The organism is Patescibacteria group bacterium (genome assembly GCA_034660655.1).
In the GTDB taxonomy this organism is placed as follows: Bacteria; Patescibacteriota; Patescibacteriia; order JAACEG01; family JAACEG01; genus JAACEG01.
Genome location: JAYEJU010000021.1, coordinates 1 through 23169, shown reverse-complemented (window position 1 = coordinate 23169; position 23169 = coordinate 1). Strand labels below are relative to the sequence as shown.

Sequence of the window (23169 nt, the reverse complement as noted above, 5' to 3'; positions counted from 1 at the left end):
AGTTTCAAGATGTTTTAAACTTCATTAAAAAATATAAACAAATTAAAAATAACTTTTTGTCCAGAATGAGGTGGACTAATACAATGTTTGAATAATTGGAAAATAAAAATATTGAATATTTTGAAAATTGATTGCGAAAATTAATTGTTGCATTTGTTATTGTAAAATGATATAATTAATTAAAATTAATGATACAATTAAATTATGCAAAAATTAACTAAAAGACAATTAAATATTTTAAATTTTATCAGAAAATACAAAAAAGCGAATAATCAAGAAATTAAAAAATATTTGGAAAAAAATTTTGGTTCTGTTTCCAGAGTAACAATAGTGCGGAATATTAATAAACTTTTGGAAAATAGCTTAATTCAAAAATATGGAAAAGGCAGAAATATTTATTATCAAGAATTTTCGCCAGGCGACTTGCTTGCTTATTTTGACACTGAAGAATATTTTAAGCAATCTACCGACAAAAGAGAAATTGCTTTTGAGAATTTTAATTTTGACATATTTAAAAATTTAAAAGAAATTTTTATTTCAGAAGAACTGGCAGAGCTGGAAAAGTTGAATAATAATTATCAAGAAAGAATTAAAAAACTTTCTTCAGTTATTCTTAAAAAAGAATTTGAGAGGTTAACTATTGAATTAAGCTGGAAATCTTCACGGCTTGAAGGAAACACCTATTCTTTAATTGATACGGAGATTCTAATAAAGCAGAATAAAGAAGCAAAGGGCAAAAGCAAAGAAGAAGCAATAATGATTCTTAATCATAAAAAAGCTTTGGATTATGTTATTGATGAAAGAAACAATTTTAAAAAAATTACCTTGCATAAAATTGAAAATATACATAAATTAATTGTACAAAATTTAGATATTCAAGATGGGTTAAGAAGCATTCCTGTGGGCATAGTCGGCACAAGATACAAACCGTTAGGTAATCAGCATCAAATTATTGAAGCTGTAGAAAAATTTGTTAAAGTTATAAATAAATTAAGAGATCCGTTTTCCAAGGCGCTTGTTTCAGTGCTAATAGTTTCTTATATCCAAATGTTTGAAGACGGCAACAAAAGAACTGCTCGGCTTTTGAGTAATGCTATACTTTTAGCTAATAATATTTGTCCTCTTTCTTATAGAAGCATTGATGAAGCAGATTACAAAAAAGCAACAATCATTTTTTATGAGCAAAATAGCGCAAGATTTTTTAAAGAGTTGTTTATTGAACAGTTTAAATTTGCTGTTGGAAACTATTTTTTATAATAATTGTAAGGTATTTGAGAATAATAAATTTATGGATAAACAAATTGTTGAAAAAATTATTGAGTTAAATAAAGACAGTTATGAAGAAATCGCTGAGCATTTTTCTGTTACCAGAAATTATATTTGGAAAGATTTGAAAAATTTGGCGAAATATATACGCAATGATTATAAAGTGCTGGATGTTGGTTGTGGTAACGGACGCATATTTGAAGAATTAGAAAATAAAAATATTGAATATTTTGGAATAGATTATTGCGAAAAATTGATTGACATAGCGCGTAATCGTTATAAGCATTTTTCATCAAATATTCAATTTGCCGTATCTGATATTGATAATATGCCGTTCGCGAAAAATCAGTTTGACGCTATTTTTGCCATTGCCATTATAAATCACATTCCGAGCAGAGAAGCGCAAAAAAAGGCTTTATCAAAATTATATCAAACATTAAAACCCGGCGGAATTCTTTTAATGACAAATTGGAATCTTTGGAATTTTAATTTTAAAAAAAATATATTCTGTTATAATTTTAAAAAATTAAAAATTTCATCTAAAAAGTGGAAAGAAAAATACGGTATAGATAAAAAAGAATTTAAAATAAAAGACATAATGACTGAATGGAAAGCCGGAGAAAAATCAAGCCCTCTTTATTATTACGCTTTTGAAAAAAAAGAACTGGACAAATTAACAAAAGAAAGCGGTTTTAAAATTTTAAATTCTTATTACAGCAAGAACGGCAAAAAAGTAGGTCGTTTTCAAGGCGGGAATATTATAACAATCGCGAAGAAATAAATATATAATCCGAATCTACGAATTATATCCGCCTGCCTGCCGGCAGGCAGGAATGCCACGAAAAAATAATCCGAATTATTTTGAATTATTAAATTATAAAATTGTCATTCTAAACTTGATTCAGAATCTCTAAATTTATAAAGCAGATTCCGTGTCAAGCACGGAATGACAAAAAAATATGCCAATCAATTTAAAAACAATTAAAAAACTTGATAAAAAAAATCTTTATAATTCTATTCAAGAATTAGATTTGCAATGCGGTCAGGTTGTTGATGAAATGAAAAAAATAAATATTCCATCATATTACAAAAAATCAGACAATATTATTGTAAGCGGAATGGGAGGTTCAGCCCTTGGAGCGCGCATTATAAAATCTGTTTTTTTAGAAGAGCTTAAAATTCCAATGGAAATTGTTAATAACTACAAGTTGCCAGCTTGTCTGAATAAAAATAGTTTGTGCGTGATATCCAGCTATTCAGGAAATACAGAAGAAACAATTTCATGTTTTAATCAGGCAAAAAAACAAAAAGCGAAAATTTTTATTATTGCCTCAGGCGGAAAATTGGCAGGCTTGGCTAAAAAATACAATATCCCGTCTTATATTTTTAATCCAAAACATAACAGCTGTAATACGCCGCGAATGGCTTTGGGATATTCTATTTTTGCCCAGCTGTTGTTATTTCAGAAAGTTGGTTTAATTAAAATCTCAAAAAGTGAATTGGAAAAAAATATAAAAACAATAAAAATTTTTAATAAAAAATTCGCTTTGCAAAAAACAAATAATCAGGCAATAAAAATAGCAAAAGCAATGCTAAATAAAATTCCTATTATTATCGGATCTGAATTTTTAACTGGAAACTGCCGCGCTTTTAGAAATCAGATAAACGAAGGACCTAAAAATTTTTCAACATTTATGGAAATTCCGGAAATTAACCATCATCTTTTAGAAGGGCTAAAAAATCCAAAAACCAATAGCAAAAATTTGATATTTCTATTTTTCAATTCTAATTTATATCACAAACGAAATCAGCTTAGATATAAAATAACACAAAAAATTTTAAAGCAAAATAAAATTTATTTTATTGAATATAAATTAGCGTCAAAAACTAAATTACAACAATCTATGGAATTTCTTGTCTTGGGGAGCTATGCGAGTTTTTATTTGGCAATGTTGAATAATTTAGATCCGTCGCCAAATCCTTATGTTGATTATCTAAAAAAACAGATGAAATAAAAATTAAAAAATTTATCGATTGTTGTAAAATTGACGCGGTCGCATTCATTTTACAACAATTAATTATTCTCATTGTAGACAAAAAATCGTTGAATATTTTTCAACGGTTTTTGTTATTTTTTTAAAAAAATAACAATATAAAATAATAAATTTATTTTTTATATTTTAAATATTATTCTTCTGTCATTTGGGGGTCTGCTAACGAGAGCCATTTCTACTGCAATTTCCATATTTCGGTCAAATTTTCCCTAAATTTTTTTACCTTACCTATGGGTAGGCTAAAAAAATTATTTGAAAAATTTGTCTCAAAATCTGAAAATTGCACTAACGAAAGTGCTCTCGTCAGCAGACCCTGTTCAAAACATCTTTATATTGCGACATAAGTTTATCTATCATCATTTCTGTGTTGTCAGCATCGGTCAGCACTCCTTTTTTTATAAAATCATCAATAGCTTCGTCAATAAATCCTTTGTAGGCTTCACGAGAATAATCGCCTTGGTTTTCCATTTTCATTTTTACGGCGTCTAAAATTTCATTTAATATTTGTTCCATATATTTATAATTATTTTTATTCAAAAATTAATTAAGTAAATTAAGAATTAAAAAATCCTATAATAATCAATATAAAAAACAGTAATAATAAATAAAGAAGAAATTTTGGCGCCTGTTTTTTTTGGCTTATTGAAATAATAATACTTGATATTCCAAGCGTAAATAAAAATCCAGCCATCCCTAATCCATATATCCAAATTTTGCCATTATTCCAAATTTCATCTATCCCTGTAAAAATAAAAACAGCGACAAACAAACAAATAGATAAACCAAACAAAAATAAAAATTTTTTTACTACATCTATTAACTTCATTTTTATATTCTATTCTTTATTTAATTTTTTTTCTAAAAATATTATCATAGGAATATACAAAATAAGTCCCAATCCTAATATAATTATATATTGAAGAGTAGGGATATATTGCATTACATAAAACGCTGTAGCGTCTTGAAATTTTATTTGTAATTCATGGGCAAAATTAATAAACACTATTGACAATATCGCGCTGAATAACAACATAAAATAATAATTTTTTGGATTTTTAAGCAATTTTTTATTAATGATAACAAATAAAATTGAATATATAATCATAAAAATACTTGTTATGGGTATTTGAACTTTCCATCTTCCATCAGGCGGGATAGTATTTATAATTTCATAAATATTTGCGAAAAAAATGATAAGAAAACTTAGAATTAATGATTTTGTAAATGTGATTTTCATAATTTTTTTGGTTAAAATATAAATAAAAAATATTGTTGAATATTTACAAATTATTTTTATTCTTTTTATAAAAATAGTGTAAAATATTTGATAAAAAAAATGAGAGAAAGCAACTTTCCCACAATAGTAAAAATTGCTCTCTTTTTTTATTTTTTTACCATCTAAACTAATTTTATCTATCTTCCTTTTTGTTTTTTTATTGATGACATATTTTGATGATAACAAAAATAAAAATAGATTGCAATTGTGGGTAGGTTGAATTTTTTGTATAATAAAATAAAAAAATGGTGCGTATTTTTTAAAAAAATCAATGTCAAAAATAAAAAGCGGGAGTTTAATCCCACTTTTTTATTTAAAAATTTTACAAATTTTTTACATCATTGGCATTCCGCCGCCCATTCCCGGCATTCCTCCGCCCATTCCAGCTGGCATTCCTCCGCCTTCGCTTTTTTCTTCAGGCTTATCAGTGACAACGGCTTCAATTGTTAAAAACATAACTGCGGCTGAAGTCGCGTTTTGTAAAGCGCTTCTTGCTACTTTTGTCGGATCAACAATTCCGGCGCTCATCATATCTTCAAATTTATCAGAAGACGCGTTATAACCAATATCTTTATTGTCTTTTTCTTTTTGATTTCTTAATACTTCATGAAAAATATAAGAACCGTCTTTTCCAGCGTTAAACGCGATTTGGCGCATAGGTTCAAGCAGAGCGTTATAAACTATTTTATCTCCAATTGTTTTGTCATTTTCTTTATTTTTTGAAACGCTTTTTATGAAAGCAATTCCTCCGCCAGAAACAACACCTTCTTCAACAGCGGCTTTTGTGGCTGACAACGCGTCTTCAATGCGGTATTTTTTTTCTTTCATTTCTGTTTCTGTTGCCGCGCCAACTTTAATTACCGCGACTCCGCCTGAAAGTTTTGCCAACCGTTCTTGCAGTTTTTCCTTGTCAAAATCACTGTCGCTATTTTCTATCATTTTTTTAATTTGCTCTACTCTATCCCTGATTTTTTCTTCATTGCCTTTTCCTTCAACAACAGTACTGTTTTCTTTTGTGGAAACAACTTTTCGCGCTCGACCCAAATCTTTAATTTCTGTATTTTCTAATTTTAATCCAACTTCTTCAGAAATAACTTTTCCGCCAGTCAAAACAGCGATGTCTTCTAACATTTCTTTTTTTCTGTCGCCAAATCCAGGAGATTTAATCGCTAAAACATTAAAAGCTCCTCTTAATTTATTAACCACAAAAGTTGCTAATGCTTCGCCTTCAATATCATCAGCGATAATCACTAAATCTTTTTTCCCTGCCTGCGCCAGCTTTTCTAAAAGAGGCAAAATTTCCTGTAAAGATGAAATCTTTTTATCAGTAATTAAAATATTTGGATCATCAAATTCAGCTTTCATTTTATCTGTATCAGTAATCATATAAGGAGAAATATATCCATTGTCAAATTGCATTCCCTCAACAACTTCTTTATTAACTCCAAAAGACTGTCCTTCTTCAACAGTAATTACCCCATCTTTCCCAACTGATTCCATTGCCTCCGCGATAATATCGCCTATCTCTTTGTCATTTGCTGATATAGACGCAACCTGTGCGATTTCTTCTTTTGAAGATATCTGTTTGCTCATTGATTTTAAATTTTTTACAACATCTTTAACGCTTTTTTGAATTGATTTTTTAATATCAATCGGACTAACTCCAGCTGACACTAGTTTAAGCCCCTCATTAATCATTGACTGAGCTAAAATTGTCGCTGTTGTTGTCCCGTCTCCAGCAACATCATTTGTTTTAGACGCTGCTTCTTTTACTATTTCCGCTCCAATATTTTCAAACTTGTTTTCAAGCTCAATCTCTTTCGCGACTGTTACGCCATCTTTAGTAATTGTTGGAGATCCAAACCCTTTATCCAAAACAACATTTCTACCCTTTGGTCCAAGCGTTACTTTTACCGTATCAGCAAGCTGATCAACTCCTTTTTTTAAAGCAGTTCTTGCTTTTTCATCAAATAAAATTTGTTTAGCCATAAATTATAATGCGAATGCCGCGAATTATATGCGAATGCCGCAAATATTAAATATATTTTTTATACTTAAATTTACAATATTTGTATATTAATTCGTATCATTCAAAATTAAATTATTTAATTATTGCGATGATATCGCTTTCTGATATAACCAACAGATTTTTTCCGTCAGCTTTTATTTCGTCTGGGCTATATTTTTTAAATAAAACTGTATCCCCCTCTTTTACTCCGACAACAGATCTGTTGCCATTATCCAGCATTTTGCCGGGACCTATCGCAATGACTTCGCCCTCCTCAGGCTTTTCTTTATCAATTGTTTCAGGCAAAACAATCCCTGATTTTGTTTTTTCGTCTTTGGCGATTGCTTTTATAATAACATTATCGCCCAATGGTTTTATACTCATAAAAATGGTTTTGCTATAAAATATAAACAGAATTTTTCTCTATTTCTATTATATATTTTATAAGACTAAATTAATTAAATTTAGCACTTTAATATTGTGAGTGCTAATCAGTATGTTTTAATTATAAAAATAATAAAAAAAATGTCAAGACTAAAAATATATGACATTTAACAAATATACAAATTATAAAAAATATCTAATATTTAAACCAAACCAATAACCATAGAAACTCCCAACCCAAACATAATCAAGCCCGCGACTAAATGCAATTTATGAATATTTTTTTCTTTCCAATCGTCAACATCTTTTACATTTTTAAAACCTAAATAAACAAAACCTATTATCGCAAGCATAGGAAGAATAAAAATAAAATTATATAAAAGCAAAGGCAAAATAGTCTTAAAAATATCCATCATAGACAACATTCCTCCAGCAATAATATAAGGTCCGATTGTGCAAGGCAATAAAAACAAAGTAACAAAAATTCCAACACCAAAAGCTCCCTTAGGTGAAGTAATTCCAGAGATTATTTTTTTGAATTTTGGACGCATAAATATCGGCATCTCTGTCCCTAATGTTCCGGGCTTATAACCAAAAAAATCTTTAATATTTAAAACACCTAAAATAATTGCCGCTAATCCTAAAAATTTATAAACCCAAATTCTGATTTCAGTCAAGGATTGAATTATTTGAAAAAATTTAATTATAATCAATCCATATAAAAAATACATTACGAAAATAGAAAAAACAAAAGCTAAGCCGGCTAAAATTATATTTTTTCTGTTTTTAGGATTATAAGCCAAAATTGCGGTTAACATTAAAAGCATTGCCGCTAAAGCGCAAGGATTTATCGCGTCAACTAACGCTAATGAAATAATTTTAAAAATAGTAAGCTCGTTTTTTATTTCTTTTGCTTGATAATTATTGTTTTGATTTTCACTGATTGCTCCATCTATGCTATTTCCATTCCACTGAAAAATCCATCCACCTAAACTTATCGCGTTGTCAAATTTTGTTTTTCCGCCAGAGAATGAGACTGCTCGTGGCTCAACTTTATTATATTTTTTATTTCGCAAAACATTTTCAACATTATCCGCTAATAATAAATCTTTTAATATCGCGCTATTAAAATTTGTGTCTGAATTTCTGATTAAAATTTTACTGTGCATCCAAATTTTCGGGCTGCCTGGAAGATTGTTAAAATCCAAATCAGAAAAATTTATCGTGTCGCCCAACAAAGAACAATGATTATTTCTGATTGTTGATAGCTTGTTATCCAATTCTTTTAAAATAATTTTATCGCCTGTCAAAATATTGCTATGTTCATTAGAAAATGAAATCAAAGGAATTCCCTTACAAGGAGTCGGACCAAACGGTCTGCAAGCAGGCAAATCAAGATTGTCGCAACATTGGTCAAACAAAGGCGCGTTATTTCTATCTTGATAAATTTCATATTCAATAACAGCAAAATTATCCCTCTCAGTCAAAGATTGTTCAAAAATTATTGGATCAACTTTAGCGCAATGCGAACACCCAATTCCAGTGAAATAAATGGCAAGCACCACATCTTTGTCATCAACCTCGGCAGAGCTGAAATTTGTCGGCAAAAAACAAACAAACAGAAAAGAAAAAATAAGTATGGTTGTTAAAAATAAATTTTTTGTTTTTTTCATATAAATAACTAAATTAATTTTAATTGCAATATTTAACGGCATAATAATTAACAGGCGCAAAATCATCAGTCAATGTTCTAATATTATCAATTTTTATCTTATATGTCCAGTAATGCTTAAGCATTTTTTTTGTTTCCTTATCTTTTGCCTTTTCCATAAGATCATTAATATTAATATTTCTTTTGCTAGCTATAATAACAATATTCTGGTGCGTCTTTAAAAAATTCTGGCTATATTCTTCTATTGGAAAAACATATACATTTTTAAATTTTTCTTTTATTGTTTTATATTCTGCTCTAAAAAAATCCGAATAATCGCCGGTTATCGCTGATATCAAATTTATAACATATACTCCATCATCATTAAGAATATTATAAATTTTTTCTATTGCTTCTCTTGTTGTCAAATGAAATGGAACAGCGCAAGCAGAGCTAAAAGCGTCATTATAAACAATATCATATTTATTTTTGTCTGTTTTATTCAAAAATATTCTCGCGTCCTGATGGTAAATATTTAAACGGTAGTTATCTTTAAGCCTAAAATATTTTTTTGCTATTTCAGTTGTCATTGGATCAATTTCAACTACATCTATTGTGGCATTTTTATTTTTTGATAAAAAATCTTTCGGGATTGAATAAGCGGCGCCTCCAAAAATAACAGCTTTTTTTATTTCCTTGTTAAAAATGCCCCCTAATCTAAAAAATTTAGAATATTCAAAAGCCAACTCGTCAGAATCTAAAAACATTCCTGAATCAAAAAAATTTTCAACAGACATAATCCTTATAACGCGTCCGTGTTCGTCTTCTGTGTCATAAACTCTAATATGATTATAAGCGCTATCTTTATCAACAATAAAATTACTATTGCTCATCGCGCTCGCGCTAAAAGAAACAATAACAAGAAACAATAAAATAAATATTGTTCTTATCGCGAATTTTTTTTCTAAATAAACAAGCGCTGATATAAAAAATAACGCTATTGCTATTCCATACAAAATTGTTGCGCTTCCAAATCTCGGAATTAAATAAAAACCAGCTAAAAAAGTGCCGACAATGCTTCCAAAAGTTGAAACAGCGTATAAATTTCCCACTGTATGGCCTGAACTTTCCACGGCTTTCATTGACAGCCTCACGGCATAAGGCGAAACAGCTCCCAAAAACATAGCTGGCAAAGCAAATAAAATTGTTGCTGAAACAACAGTTCCTGTCCTTATCCCTAAAAACAGGCCTGAATACAACACAAAATCTTTAATAATTAAAATCAAAAATACAAGACATCCTGAAAAAAGAATAATGGAAGAAAAAAATTTCAAATTTGGATTTTTGTCCGCGATCTTTCCGCCGTAATAATATCCTAAGCTCATCGCGCCCAATATGATTCCTATTAAACTCGTCCACACAAAAATAGATGTTCCAAAAATTGGAGCCAAAATTCTAGATCCTATTAATTCTAAAATCATAACAATAGCTCCTGTTAAAAAAACAACTAAATAAAGTTTTTTCCTTGATATATTCTCAGACATATTTTATTTTATTTTTTTATTAATTCTATGCTTTTAACAATAACATCTTTAAGCGGATGGTCGCGATTATTAATTTCCACTTCTTCTATTTTTTCTACAATATCTATGCCTTCAATTACATAACCAAAATTAGTATGCATCCCGTCTAACCAAGGAGTTGCTTCTTTTGTAACAATAAAAAATTGCGAGCCGTTTGTGTTCGGACCTGAATTTGCCATTGCCAGGCTTCCTTTTACTAATTTATGGCTGTTAAATTCATCAGCAAATTTATATCCTGGTCCGCCTGTTCCGTCATTAGACCAATCATCGTCTTTGCTGTTTGGATCTCCGCCCTGTATCATAAAATCTTTTATTACGCGATGAAATTTTGTGTTATCATAAAATCTAATTTCAGCTAAATTTAAAAAATTATTAACTGTTTCAGGTGAATCATCAGAATAAAATTCAATTTTTACATCCCCAAAATTTGTTTTAATAATCGCTTGATTATATTCTGACGCTAAATCCTTAAAATCATCTTGAATTGTTGTTTGTTGTTTTTCAATAATATTTGTTGAATTCATATTATTAATATTTAAATTTTTAGTTATATTTTTATTTACAGCATCTAATTTTTTCGTTTGATTATTTGAACACCCAGAAATTAAAAACGCCAAAAATAAAAATAAAAAAATCTTCTTCATATTTTTTTAAACTTAATGATTAGATAAATTATATTACAATTATATAAATTAAAAATCAACTAGTCAATCCGCTATATTGTAGAAATCATATTGCAATATTTTTTCTATTTGCATTTTTTTATCTCCTTTTCCAATCCCTCACTTCCAACAATCCCCTTCCCTTGTCTTTAATAACTAATTTTTGTTTAGCTCTCCAGCCATATTTATCCACAATTTCTTTGGGAATATTCAGAGAATAGCTATAAGAGCTATTTCTGACCAATTTTCTAATAATATTTTTCATAAATAAAAATTATTTTTAGATGCCTCTATAGAGGCCTCTATAGAGGCATCTATAAATGCCTTTATTATAATATAATTTTATTTATCGCGCCACAGTTTCTCCACAGAGGACAGCAATAAATTATTTGTTTATCGTCCATATATCCCGCGCCGAATTTTGTTTTTTTTCTATCAATTTAATATAATGCTATATTTTAACCTATTAATAACTTTTTAACAAAATATATAAATTTGTTATACTAAAAATACAAAAACCTATATTCCGAACTGTCGCCGAACAGCGGCGTGGCTAGGACATCCAACATAAGAACGTGGTTGGGAAAGCCCTTTTAAAGGATTTTTTTTATTATCTAAAAAATCATTCGTCCTCTATTTTTTTTATTATATTTCTATAAATATTTAAAACATATTAACCAATAAATTATTATCAATTATTTTATTTTCCTCTTTTGTTAGATTGTGCAACTAACAAAATATCTCATCAATTTTTTTATCTAAAATAATTATTTTAATTATACAACTGCCAACCCTTTTTTTATGCGACAAAAAAACAAGGCTTATGCCTTATTTTTATAATTTAGCAGATAGATGGATAGGTTTAAAACTAATCCATACTAAATTAATATTTTTATTCTACAAAATCTTTTTTCTGTTTCATTAATTTTTCTCCTAAATATCCACTAACAGAATAAATTATTTCATTGCCTTCTAAAACTAAATAATATTTTTTACCTTCATTTTCTTCCTGCTCAACAGAATTAATTAATAAAACTTTTTTATCATCACCTTGAAAAATTGATAACTTTAATTCTGGCTTGTCTAAACTAATTTTTTCTTTTTCTTCGTCTTCCACAATATCTTGAGCGTTCAAATTACTGATTATACTTAAAATTTCATCAACAATTTCTTGTTTGCATATTTTTTCAGAAGAAACAATTTTCCATCCTTCATTCTCTTTTTCTATAACAACATTTTTTGCTTTGCTTTGATAATCAAATTCTATTTTGCTAATATTTGCTTGATTTAATGTTAAAATTCGCATATCGCGATAATCAGGACGGCTAAAATCTATTCTCATACTAACATCTGACAAATAAACTTTATTATTCCCCGCAATCCTGAAATAATTAGTATTATATGAAGGACCGTTTTTCCCTATTACAAAATCAGCGAAATTTTTATCATTGCTGAAAATTTTAACAGCTATGCCTTTTTTTTCACCAACCTCATAAATAGATTGCTTGTCAGCATTATCTGAAATTAAAGTCCCAATTTTTATTTCCAAAACTGTTTTTAACATTGATTCAACCGTTGTTTGGTCAGCTTTAAAATTATTAGCTGAAGCAACAACCCATAAATCATTTTGTTTTTCTAAAATCGAGCTGTTTACTTCACTAACGATTTCTATTTTATCAACAACATTTTTATCAAATACAAAAAAATTACTGCTTGTTTCTTTATGATTTGCCCAAGGAGCTGTTTTAACAAAATAAGCCGTTCCTAAAAGCAAAATAAAAATAATTCCTAATATGTAAGTTCGTTTTATTTGCATATATTTAATTTATTATTCTTCGTCTTCTTCTACAAACCTTCTTCTTTTTCTCAAATTATATTTTATTATTCCTAAAACAATTACTAAAACTGTTACTCCAAAGATATTAAAATATTTTATTGACATTTTTTTTGCTTCACTCACTTCTTCTATTGGACGGCTTGTTACGCCTTTTGAACGAATATTTATTAAATCAGGATCAAGAGTTAAAGAGTCAATAACATTTTGGAAAAAAATCAAATTATTCATATTTCTTGATAAAAAGTTGTCTTTTACAAAATCAGCGTCTCCAATAACTGTTATACGCGCGCTGTCAACAGAAGAAACAAATTCTTCCTTGCCATCACTGTCAGACTCTTCGTTTTCTTTTTTAGGAATATCCTTATCTTTATAAAAACTTTCAAATTTGCCAAAAATACTTGTGGCTAAAGTTTGCTGTCCCATTGGTTGAGGAGCAAATTTTTGGAAAGGATCCAAGTTAATATTTTCGCTAACTGCCCAGCTTTCATCCGTTGTTTTAACTAATTCTAAAATTTTATTGTCTCCTATTTTTTCTGGCAAAACGTCAACAGAGCTTGCCCATGGAAAAAATGCTGTTTCCAAGTTCGCTGTGGCAGGATTGCTTTTGTCAAAATTCTCTTTTAAAATTTTTGGCCAAAAAGGATAATTCACAAGAGACGGGAAAAATCCTCCTGTTGAAAAACTTACTATTTCATTAGACGCGCCGTCTAATATCAAATTATCATTTATTTTTAAGCCATAAAAATTTAAAATGTCATTTAATCCTGTTCTGTTTTGAGAAACCGCCATTTGCTGGTCAACAACAACACTATCCTGCGCAATCAATAAACTGCCGCTTCTCATTAAAAATTGATCAATTACATATTTTGATCTTTCATTGATTTCAGCAGTCGGTCCGAGAATAATCAAAGTGTCAATATTGTCGCTAATTAAATTTCCGTCAGATAAATCAACGGCTGTTATACCATACTGTTTTTTTAATTCTTTTCCAATAATTGTTAACTCGTCATTTAAACTGACTTCACCGTTGCCAACAGTAAATCCTATCACAGGAATTTTGTCCAGTGTTAATTTTTTAATTGCCATAGTAATTTCATACTCCAAATTTTTACTGCTACTTACAACAGGAATAACCTCTTTTTTGTCTTCAAAATAAATTACCATCCCCAAATAACCGCCTAAAGTTTGATACTTGTCATTTTCTACAACATTAAAACGAAGTTTTGGAATGCCCAGCATCTGAATTTTTTGCTGTTCTTCTTCGCTGTCGCCCGGATTTATTTCTTCTATTTTTATTTTTCCTCCTGAATAGCTTTTATATTCATCTAAAATATCTTTTATATCCTGTTTTAAATTCATATATTCTGACGGCAATTCTTTGGAAAAATAAAGCTTAATAGACACAACATCGTCTAAAGATTTCAAAGAATTTTTAGTTGTTGAGGAAATACTATAATCTTTGCCTTCAGTAAGATCAAACCTATAAAAAATTTGATAACTTAAAAAATTAACAACTGCTAAGATTCCAACAATAATCAAGGTTGTTGTTATTAAATTTGCTTGATTTTTAATTTTGCGATTTAAATTCATAAAATTATTTCCAATTTCTGCTTTCTATGCTTCTTACCGTAAGCCATAAAAATAAGAATATAAAAGAAAAATAATAGACTAAATCCCGAGTGTCGACAACTCCTTTAATAATATTATTAAAATGAGTCCCCAATCCTAAAAAACTAAAAATAGGAACTAAAAAAGCTGGGACAACATTTAAAACAAATCCTGAACCTAAAATAAACAGAAAAAATAAACCAGCAATTGCGATAATAAAAGCCACAATTTGATTTTTGGTAAACGAAGAAACAAAAAGCCCCAAAGCAAGATAACTGCTTGCCAATAAAATCGCTCCTAAATATCCGCCAACAATCAATCCCATGTCCATCTCGCCTAAGCTGCTTATGCTAATAGGAATAGAAATTGACAACAAAATTGTAACCGTAACAAAAACTACATTTGATAAAAATTTTCCTAACACAACCTCCCAATCTTTTATTGGTAAAGTAAGCAACAATTCTAATGTCCCGTTTCTTTTTTCTTCGGCAAAACTTCGCATAGAAATTGCTGGAGCCAAAAAAAGAAATATCCAAGGCAGAAAATAAAAATATCCCCTCATACTTGCCTGCCCAGCCAAAAAGAAATTTTGGAAAAACAGCCAAACTGATGAAATCAAAAATACTGCGATAAAAATATAAGCAATCGGACTGTTAAAATAACTTGCTATTTCTTTCCGAAAAATTGTGTAAATATTATTCATAAAAAACTAATTTGTTAATTTTCTAAACACATCTTCTAATCCTTTTTCCTCTTTTCTAAATTCCAAAATGCTCCAATTATTACGCATAACTTCCGCTGACAACTTCTCTCTTAAGTCAATTCCTTTGTCTGATTTGATTTCATACCCATAAATATTGTCTGATTCTTTATCTTTTATTTTAACAGATTTAGCGTTTTCTAATTTTTTTAATCTGCTCAAAACTTCGTCTCTTGTCCCTTTAATTTTTACATAAATATTTTTTTCAGAGCCAGCTGATTTTAATAATTCATCAGGAGTGCCTGACGCGACAATCTTTCCGTTATGTATAATAATTATTCTGTCGCAAACAGCCTGCACTTCGTTCAAAATATGAGTAGAAAATATAACTGTCTTTTCTTTCCCTATTTTTTTTATTAATTCTCTAATCTCAACTATTTGGTTTGGGTCAAGCCCGCTTGTTGGCTCATCAAGAATTAAAATTTCAGGATCATTAATCATTGCCTGCGCCAAGCCGACTCTTTGCCTGTATCCTTTTGAAAGTTCATTAATAGTTCTGCTTATAACTTTTTCTAATCCGCAAGTTTTATTTATTTTTCTGATTTTGCTGACAATCCTTTCTTTTTTAATGCCTTTTAGATTAGCGATGAAATATAAAAATTCATAAACTTTCATATCTTCATATAATGGATTATTTTCAGCTAAATATCCTATTTTTTTTCTAATACTTAATGAATCTTTTGATAAATTAATTCCGCCTACTTTTACCTTTCCTTTTGTCGGCGCTATAAAACCTGTGATGATTTTTAAAGTTGTTGTTTTACCTGCTCCATTCGGCCCGAGAAAACCTAAAATTTCTCCTTTTTTTATATTAAAAGAAATATTATCTAAAACCTTTTTATCTTGATATTTTTTTGTTAAATTTTCTATGTTAATCATAAAAACACAATGTAAAAATATATGTTAAAATCCAAATCAATTTTTTATATTCAAAAAAATATTTTTAAACTAATTTTTATTTTAAAACAAAAAAAAAGTTTGTCAAATTTTTTTACTAATCCGCATTATTTTTAATATCAAATAATTAAAATATAATTAAATAACTTATCAAAAAAACAGTTTATTTTTTTATTTTTTGTAGTATAACAAAATTGTTAATTAATTTTTTAAGTATTATTATTTATGATGTGAAATTTTTTAAAAAAATGATTTCTTTTTTAATTATTATTTTAGTTTTTTCTTTTTTATCATTTCCAGCAACTTTTTTATTTGCTTAAATAACTAACTTAACAAATTTGTCAGAAGGTCAAAGCTTTAATTTTAAAATCATAATTCCGCAAGAAGGATTAATGGTTTTAGGAAAAACAACATTAAAGGCTGGAGCAAATATAATTATTCCGTTTTTGTATGAATCAAGATGCGAGTTTGTTTTAAGCAGTTCTGACAACAGTATTATTGAAAAAAAATACTAGCAACAAAAATTGATTCAACCAATAACAGTTATTGGGTCGCAAAATTTTATAGCCAAAATTATCCAAATGGAGAACGCATCTTAACCGCTAATCTGCATTATTTAAATAATACTTATAGCGCACCTAAAATAATTTTTATGATTGGAAATGAAAAGCCTGCTTATAATGAATATAATTCTGCGACAGACACGACAGTGGCTGGCGACATAACAATTATAATATTTTACAAAATCGCCAAAATCATTTCAATATCATTTTAAGATTAAAAAATGCTGTTTATATATTTATTATTATATTACAATATTGACAAGACTACCATTCTATATTAGTATAAAACAAACAGAAATCTGTTTATTTTATTTTTATTTTTGTTTTGGCCCGTTCGTCTAGTGGTTAGGACACCAGGTTTTCATCCTGGAAACAGGGGTTCGATTCCCCTACGGGCTACAATTAATTGTGAAAAAAATTATTTTTTTGTTATAATAAATAAAATCCGATAACTAGAACGCTTCCACCAACAAACACTAAATAATAAATTTTTTTATTTATCTCTAAATCGTTATGTATAAATTAAGCGATTTAAAATTAAAAATAGGATATTGGATTGTCAGCCATAAAATTTTAACAAAAAAATTATTTTTAATTATTTTAATTTTAACTGAAGTTTTCTTAATCAGTTTTTCAGCGATAAAATTAACGAGATTTTATTCCTCAGAAAAAGTTGCTTTTGAAAAAACAATGTCTCAAATCTTATCTCACAACATTGATTACGAATCATACAAAGAAAAAAACAAACCAAAGGACATACGCGTTACAGAGCTTGATTCAATTGCTTTAGATAAAAATAAATATAATTTTGTTGCCAAAATTCATAATCCAAACAAGACAAAATGGATTGTAAAAGAAGTAGAATATTATTTCATATATAATAATTTAAAAACCGACATAAAAAAAACATTTATACTTCCTGGCGAAAAAAAATATATAACAAGTTTTGGAATTAAAAGCGATCAAAAAATTTTTAAGCCTAACATAATAATTATCAACATTCAATGGAAAAGAATCAAAAAAGCTGACGAAGAAAAATTCGCGAATGAAGTAAAAAAATATATTAATTTTGACATTAAAGATTCCCAATATTTAAATTCCTACCTTTTAGGGATTGAAGATGACGATCAAATAAGCGTTATTCGTTTTAAAGCTGAAAATAATACAATCTTTGATTACTATGAAGTCGGTTTTTATATCGCGACATACAACGGTCCCGCTATGACTAGCATTAATTATTTTTTATCTAATAATATCTTGTCAGGAGAACAAAGAGCGATAGAAGTAAGATGGCGCGATTCAATACCAATACCTGACAAAATTGTTATCCTGCCAGAGGTTAACATCTTGGATAGCAGTATTATTATGAGTAAAAACAATATCATAGGATTGCCAAAATAAAATGTTGTTTTTCCCAATAAAAAATTTATATCGTTTTAATCAAGGGTTATTAGCAATAACCCTTATTTTAATTTCATTTAGTTTTCTTATACTTTATTCTCTTGATTTGGGGAATGAAAACAATCTTTTTTTCTTTAAAAAACAGTTAAGCTTCGCAATATTGGGAATCCTATTTTTTGCCATATTCAATGCGATTAATTACAAAATTTTTAAAACTTACAGTTATTGTATTTATTTTTTTTCTTTATTTTTATTAATAACAGTTCTGTTTTTTGGGCAATCTATACGCGGAACTCAAGGCTGGTTTGTTATTGGCGGTTTTCAATTCCAGCCAGTTGAATTTTCCAAAATCGCTTTGATTATAGTTTTATCGCGCTTTTTTTCTATTCGGGCTTATGAAATAAAAAAATTTCAATTTATTGCTTTAAGCGGAATTTTATTTGCGCCCTCTTTTATACTAATAATGCGCCAGCCTGATTTAGGTTCAGCAATAATTCTTTTCATTTTATGGTTTGGCATGCTTTTGGTTAGCGGAATTAAAAAAAAACATTTATTTTTTCTTTTATTGGCTTTAATTATCATTTTTATTTTTGCTTGGTTTTTTGGATTTCAAGATTATCAAAAAGCGCGAATTCTAACTTTTTTAAATCCGTCTTCTGACCCGCTTGGAATAGGATATAATGTAATACAATCAAAAATCGCTATCGGAAGCGGACAAATATTTGGAAGAGGATTTTCATTTGGTTCGCAAAGCCAGCTTAATTTTTTGCCAGAAGCGCATACTGATTTTATTTTCGCGAGCCTTGCGGAATCTCTTGGATTTTTAGGCATAAGTTTGGCGCTGTTTTTTTACGCTCTGTTTTTTTATGTAATAATTAAAAATTTAAAAATGGTCCGCGACGATTTTGGAATTTTTTTAATAATCGGTATTTTAATTTACTTTATTTCACAAATTTTTTTAAATATTGCCATGAATATAGGAGTAGCTCCTGTCATGGGAATTCCACTTCCTCTTTTAAGTTATGGCGGAAGCTCTTTAATAACAACCTTTATAATGCTTGGAATTATTTCAAGTGTTTTAACAAAAAATAAATATGAATAATAATTTATAGACTTGTTGCGTAATTAATTTTGTAACGTCCGACCAAGGCACCCTGGGCGGATGAGACAAATTTTTCAAACAATTTTTAAGGTTTAGCCTTTCCCACAATGCTGCGGGAGGAAAAATTTTTGGAAAATTTGACCAACCTGTCTGCCGTCAGGCAGGAATATAGAAATTGCGATAGAAACTAATTACACAACAAATCTAATATGAACAGATCTAAAATATTGCTTTTATGCTCTATTTCTTTTATTACTGGCATCGGAATTGCCAGCCTGATAAGACTGCCTCTTTTTGGGAGTTATTTTTTATTAATTATATTTATTGTTGCCTTTTTTTTAAATAAAAAAAAATTATTCCTGCATTATTTAATCATTTTTTCTATTTGTTTTTTAATAGGAGTATTACGATGCGAATTAACAGAGCCTGAAAAAACAATCTCTAATCAACAAAAAGAAATTGTTTTAAAAGGAATAATAATAGAAGAGCCTGAAGATAGAGAAAATTGTAGCGAGCTAATTATTAAAAATGTTTTAACAAAAGAAAAAATATTATTAAGAACAGATCTTTATCCAGAATATTCTTACGGCGATAAGATTAAAATAAAATGTAAGCCAAAAATTATAGACGCGAAAAGCTCCTATGGCAGATATTTGACAAAAAACAAAATAAAATTTATCTGCTATTATCCTGAAATCAGTTTGCAATCCAAAAACAATGGAAATAAATTTTACGCAAAAATTTTAAAACAAAAACAAAAAAGCAGAAATATTATTGAAAAAACTTTGCCAGACCCTGAATCAAAAATACTTTCAGCAATTATTTTAGGATATAAAAAACAAATTCCAAATGATTGGCGGGAAAAATTCGCGCAAGTCGGAATCAGCCATATTACGGCTATCTCTGGAATGCATCTTGTCATTATTAGTTTTATTTTACTGTCTATTTTAATTTCTATTGGAATATGGCGGCAAAAAGCGTTTTATATAACACTTATTTTATTATGGCTGTTCATTATAATGATTGGATTTCCAGCTTCAGCGTTCCGAGCCGGAATTATGATTAGCGTAATTATGTGGGCGCGACATTTAGGCAGGGTTAATAATTTAATCAGCGTTTTATCGCTCACGGCCAGTTTTCTCCTTATTATTAACCCGTTATTTCTTTTTGGAGATGTTGGATTTCAATTATCATTTTTAGCAATTTTAGGAATTATTTATCTATCCCCAATTTTTTACAAATGGCTTAAAAATATCCCTGATTTTTACGGATTAAAAAAAATTTTAATTATCACGCTTTCAGCTCAAGCAGCCACACTTCCGGTAGCTGTTTATCATTTTGGAAATATTCCCTTTTTGGCTTTGCCTGTTAATCTAATTGCCGTTCCTATTCTGCCTGTTATTCTTTTTTTAGGGCTAATATTAATATTTTCAGGATTTATCGCGATTAAATTAGCTGTTGTTATTGGATGGATAGTTTGGGCTATTTTAAATATGTTTTTGAAAATAGTTAGTTTATTTGTTTCGTTGCCGTTAAGCCATTTTTATATGGAAAAAATTAATTTTTTAATAATACTGATAATTTACGCGTTAATTATTATAGGAGTTCATTATTGGAAAAAGAATAATAAATTTGAAACATTTTTTAATTAAATAGTTCCCACTTTAGAAAATGGGGATAAAGGGGGATTTTAAAATATTTATATGTTAAAGTCATTCTATGTATTTTTCTAAAAAACAAAAAATAAATTTTCTTTTTTTAATTATTTTATTGTCTGGCTTCCTAGGTTTTAATGTTATTTCATCTAATCAGGATAATGATAAACTGCGGATAAATTTTTTTGATATAGGGCAAGGCGATTCAACTTTCATCCAAACTCCGTATAAACAAGATATTTTAATTGACGGCGGGCCAGACAATACAATTATCAAAAGATTAAATTCTGTGATGCCATTTTACGACAGAACCATTGATCTGATAATTATTTCCCATCATCACAGCGACCACATAACAGGAATAATAAAAGTTTTAAATAAATATAATGTAAAAGAAATTTATTACAATGGCGTTTTTTATCCAACAAAAACTTATGGCGAGCTGTTGCGCAAAATTAAAGAAAAAAATATTAAACTCACTTTAATTAAAGAACCAAGAGAAGTAAAGTTGGGCAATGATCTAATTTTAAAAATTCTTTTTCCAGACAAAGATTTGCGCGGAAAAGAAATTCCAAATTTAAACAATACTTCAATAGTGGCAAAGCTGTTATACAAAAACGATTCTATTCTTTTGATTGGAGACGCGGAATTAGAAGAAGAGCAGGTATTATTAGAAAACAATTTGAACTTAAATGCTGATATTTTAAAAGTCGGACATCAAGGCGCGATTAATTCAAGCTCAAAAGAATTTTTAAAAGAAGTTATACCTAAAATTGCTGTGATTTCAGTTGGCGCTGATAATAAATTTGGGCATCCTTCCCGCCGTGTTATCAAACGATTAGAAAGACTTGGCGCGAGAGTCTATCGCACTGATCACAACGGTACAGTAAATATTATCTCTAATGGAAATAATAATTTTTTAGTTAAAACAGAAAGATAATATTACTGTGGATAACTTTTCTTGACACGATTTTTAAATATGATATTGTGTAAATAACAAATCAAACAGTTCCACCACCCAAACCAACAAACAACCCAACCCATATACCTTTTTCTTTTGGCAAATTTTTTTATTTTTTTGATGCTGGTGGCAGAGCTAAATTTTTCAAGGTATATGTACTTTGTTGGTTTAAAAATAAGGTGGAACTTATTTATGCGCTGTCATCAGTTTTAAAAAAATAAAAAAAATGTATTAAACTTATCGCGTAATTAATTTTTTGACAAAATTAATTAAGATAAGTTTTTTTGTTTGACAAAAAAATATTTTTCTGATATTATGAAATTATTAAATTCATAAAATTAAAATTATGTTACAAAAAAATAAAACAAGTGATTTAATAACTTTAGCAAAAATAAAAAAGCATCACCAGATTACCTTGCCATATAGTTTGCGAAAAAAGTTTAATCTTGATGAAGGCGATTATGTAAAAATTGAAAATAGAAATCAAGAAATCATTATCAAACCTATTAAGATAGTCCACCCTGATCAGGAATATTTTTATACTAAAGAATGGCAAAAAGACGAAGCAGACGCTGACAAAGATATTGCTAAAAATAAGATTACAGGACCTTTTAAAACAGCAGATGATTTATTTCAAGAATTAGAAGGTTAAATTTTTGATATGAAATTTTATATAACCAAAAAATTTAAAAAGAAATATAAAAAATTGCCAAAACATATCAAAAAATTAAGCAAAAAACAGATGGAGCTTTTATTATCCGACCCGCGACATCCATCATTAAATATTAAAAAAATGCAAGACCCAAGAAATATTTGGGAAGCAAGAATTAGCGATTCTTATCGTTTTACATTTCAAATTAATAAAAAAATTTACCTTTTAAGAAACATCGGGACTCACGATATTTTGAAAAAGCCCTGATTTTATTTTCTAAAAAATATTATAACCAATCGCGCGTTTGTCGTAAGATAATATTTATTTTAAGATAAATAATAATAAGTTCAGATAATGCTTGTTGTATTTAATAATCTTTTGCGGCTTTTAGAAAAATTTAATAAATAAAGAATATTCTTTAATATTATGATTTATAATATCGCATTAACTTTTGATGAAAAAATTAATAATCAAATCTATAATTTTTATAAAAAAATAAAAACAGTTTAGTCTTGCAAAAACTTTAAGCCTATGATAAATTATATAGAGATGATTGTAAAATTATTTTGTCGCGAAATTTTATATTTTAGAGCGAGGCAAGGAAGATAAGTAAAAAGATTTGAGACGTAGCAATGCTACGGTGAAAATCTTTTTACGCAATCTGACGAAGTCACAGCCTAAAATATAAAATTGCAGCAGAAATAATTTTGCAACCATCTCACAGGCAGGAAATAATATACACACTGTATAAAAATCAAAATAAAAAAACGACTGCCGTTTTTTTATTTTTTTAAAAAATTTTTATGAAAAAAGATAAAAACAATAATATAAATAAGGAAGACAAGCAAA

24 protein-coding genes and 1 tRNA gene are annotated in these 23169 nt (G+C 28.5%); 12 read left to right on the top strand and 13 right to left on the bottom strand.

Annotation, left to right across the window (positions count from 1 at the left end):
• The first annotated feature begins 204 nt into the window (after positions 1-204).
• From U9O55_01440 to U9O55_01430, 3 genes are all read left to right on the top strand, one after another.
• Positions 205-1257: a Fic family protein gene (locus U9O55_01440; protein MEA2088489.1), complete on the top strand. Its 1053-nt coding sequence runs from the start codon at positions 205-207 to the stop codon at positions 1255-1257.
• Between the two features lie 31 nt (positions 1258-1288).
• Positions 1289-2047, top strand: a complete 759-nt coding sequence (locus U9O55_01435; protein ID MEA2088488.1) for a class I SAM-dependent methyltransferase — start codon at positions 1289-1291, stop codon at positions 2045-2047.
• Between the two features lie 178 nt (positions 2048-2225).
• Positions 2226-3281: an SIS domain-containing protein gene (locus tag U9O55_01430; protein MEA2088487.1), complete on the top strand. Its 1056-nt coding sequence runs from the start codon at positions 2226-2228 to the stop codon at positions 3279-3281.
• A 342-nt stretch (positions 3282-3623) separates the two neighbouring features.
• Here U9O55_01430 and U9O55_01425 read toward each other — a convergent pair whose 3' ends face one another.
• From U9O55_01425 to U9O55_01365, 13 genes are all read right to left on the bottom strand, one after another.
• Positions 3624-3833 (bottom strand): hypothetical protein, encoded by a 210-nt coding sequence (locus U9O55_01425; GenBank protein ID MEA2088486.1) that lies wholly within the window; start codon positions 3831-3833, stop codon positions 3624-3626.
• A 40-nt stretch (positions 3834-3873) separates the two neighbouring features.
• Complete coding sequence (locus U9O55_01420; protein ID MEA2088485.1) at positions 3874-4146, bottom strand: hypothetical protein; 273 nt, start codon at positions 4144-4146, stop codon at positions 3874-3876.
• Positions 4147-4155: 9 nt separating this feature from the next.
• Positions 4156-4557 (bottom strand): hypothetical protein, encoded by a 402-nt coding sequence (locus U9O55_01415; GenBank protein MEA2088484.1) that lies wholly within the window; start codon positions 4555-4557, stop codon positions 4156-4158.
• 372 nt (positions 4558-4929) lie between these two features.
• Positions 4930-6585 (bottom strand): chaperonin GroEL, encoded by a 1656-nt coding sequence (gene groL, locus U9O55_01410; protein ID MEA2088483.1) that lies wholly within the window; start codon positions 6583-6585, stop codon positions 4930-4932.
• 112 nt (positions 6586-6697) lie between these two features.
• Positions 6698-6988, bottom strand: a complete 291-nt coding sequence (locus tag U9O55_01405) for a co-chaperone GroES (GenBank protein MEA2088482.1) — start codon at positions 6986-6988, stop codon at positions 6698-6700.
• A 203-nt stretch (positions 6989-7191) separates the two neighbouring features.
• On the bottom strand, positions 7192-8661 hold the full coding sequence (locus U9O55_01400) for a hypothetical protein (protein MEA2088481.1): 1470 nt from the start codon (positions 8659-8661) through the stop codon (positions 7192-7194).
• Positions 8662-8680: 19 nt separating this feature from the next.
• Positions 8681-10183, bottom strand: a complete 1503-nt coding sequence (locus tag U9O55_01395) for a fused MFS/spermidine synthase (GenBank protein ID MEA2088480.1) — start codon at positions 10181-10183, stop codon at positions 8681-8683.
• A gap of 8 nt (positions 10184-10191) precedes the next feature.
• Entirely contained in the window at positions 10192-10866 is a 675-nt protein-coding gene (locus tag U9O55_01390; GenBank protein MEA2088479.1) for a peptidylprolyl isomerase, read from the bottom strand.
• Positions 10867-10984: 118 nt separating this feature from the next.
• Positions 10985-11149, bottom strand: a complete 165-nt coding sequence (locus tag U9O55_01385) for a hypothetical protein (protein ID MEA2088478.1) — start codon at positions 11147-11149, stop codon at positions 10985-10987.
• Between the two features lie 627 nt (positions 11150-11776).
• Positions 11777-12700: a DUF4340 domain-containing protein gene (locus U9O55_01380; protein ID MEA2088477.1), complete on the bottom strand. Its 924-nt coding sequence runs from the start codon at positions 12698-12700 to the stop codon at positions 11777-11779.
• A gap of 12 nt (positions 12701-12712) precedes the next feature.
• Positions 12713-14311: a GldG family protein gene (locus U9O55_01375; protein ID MEA2088476.1), complete on the bottom strand. Its 1599-nt coding sequence runs from the start codon at positions 14309-14311 to the stop codon at positions 12713-12715.
• A 4-nt stretch (positions 14312-14315) separates the two neighbouring features.
• The gene (locus U9O55_01370; GenBank protein MEA2088475.1) at positions 14316-15032 is read right to left on the bottom strand and encodes an ABC transporter permease subunit; all 717 of its coding nucleotides are present in this window, start codon (positions 15030-15032) and stop codon (positions 14316-14318) included.
• Positions 15033-15038: 6 nt separating this feature from the next.
• Positions 15039-15968: an ATP-binding cassette domain-containing protein gene (locus U9O55_01365; protein MEA2088474.1), complete on the bottom strand. Its 930-nt coding sequence runs from the start codon at positions 15966-15968 to the stop codon at positions 15039-15041.
• A 356-nt stretch (positions 15969-16324) separates the two neighbouring features.
• Here U9O55_01365 and U9O55_01360 point away from each other — a divergent pair, with 356 nt between their 5' ends.
• The 9 genes from U9O55_01360 (at position 16325) to U9O55_01320 (ending at position 22587) form a co-directional block, all read left to right on the top strand.
• The gene (locus tag U9O55_01360) at positions 16325-16501 is read left to right on the top strand and encodes a hypothetical protein (GenBank protein ID MEA2088473.1); all 177 of its coding nucleotides are present in this window, start codon (positions 16325-16327) and stop codon (positions 16499-16501) included.
• 137 nt (positions 16502-16638) lie between these two features.
• The gene (locus U9O55_01355; GenBank protein MEA2088472.1) at positions 16639-16761 is read left to right on the top strand and encodes a hypothetical protein; all 123 of its coding nucleotides are present in this window, start codon (positions 16639-16641) and stop codon (positions 16759-16761) included.
• Between the two features lie 115 nt (positions 16762-16876).
• Positions 16877-16948 (top strand) — tRNA-Glu (locus tag U9O55_01350).
• A gap of 114 nt (positions 16949-17062) precedes the next feature.
• Positions 17063-17950 carry a hypothetical protein gene (locus tag U9O55_01345; protein MEA2088471.1) on the top strand — a complete coding sequence of 296 codons (888 nt, stop codon included), beginning with the start codon at positions 17063-17065 and terminating at the stop codon, positions 17948-17950.
• A gap of 1 nt (position 17951) precedes the next feature.
• On the top strand, positions 17952-19052 hold the full coding sequence (rodA, locus tag U9O55_01340; protein ID MEA2088470.1) for a rod shape-determining protein RodA: 1101 nt from the start codon (positions 17952-17954) through the stop codon (positions 19050-19052).
• Between the two features lie 209 nt (positions 19053-19261).
• Positions 19262-20704 carry a ComEC/Rec2 family competence protein gene (locus U9O55_01335; protein ID MEA2088469.1) on the top strand — a complete coding sequence of 481 codons (1443 nt, stop codon included), beginning with the start codon at positions 19262-19264 and terminating at the stop codon, positions 20702-20704.
• 67 nt (positions 20705-20771) lie between these two features.
• A complete protein-coding gene (locus U9O55_01330; GenBank protein ID MEA2088468.1) occupies positions 20772-21647 on the top strand; it encodes an MBL fold metallo-hydrolase in 876 nt (291 codons plus the stop codon).
• Between the two features lie 367 nt (positions 21648-22014).
• On the top strand, positions 22015-22320 hold the full coding sequence (locus U9O55_01325) for an AbrB/MazE/SpoVT family DNA-binding domain-containing protein (GenBank protein ID MEA2088467.1): 306 nt from the start codon (positions 22015-22017) through the stop codon (positions 22318-22320).
• A 9-nt stretch (positions 22321-22329) separates the two neighbouring features.
• Positions 22330-22587 (top strand): hypothetical protein, encoded by a 258-nt coding sequence (locus tag U9O55_01320; GenBank protein MEA2088466.1) that lies wholly within the window; start codon positions 22330-22332, stop codon positions 22585-22587.
• Positions 22588-23169: the final 582 nt, after the last annotated feature.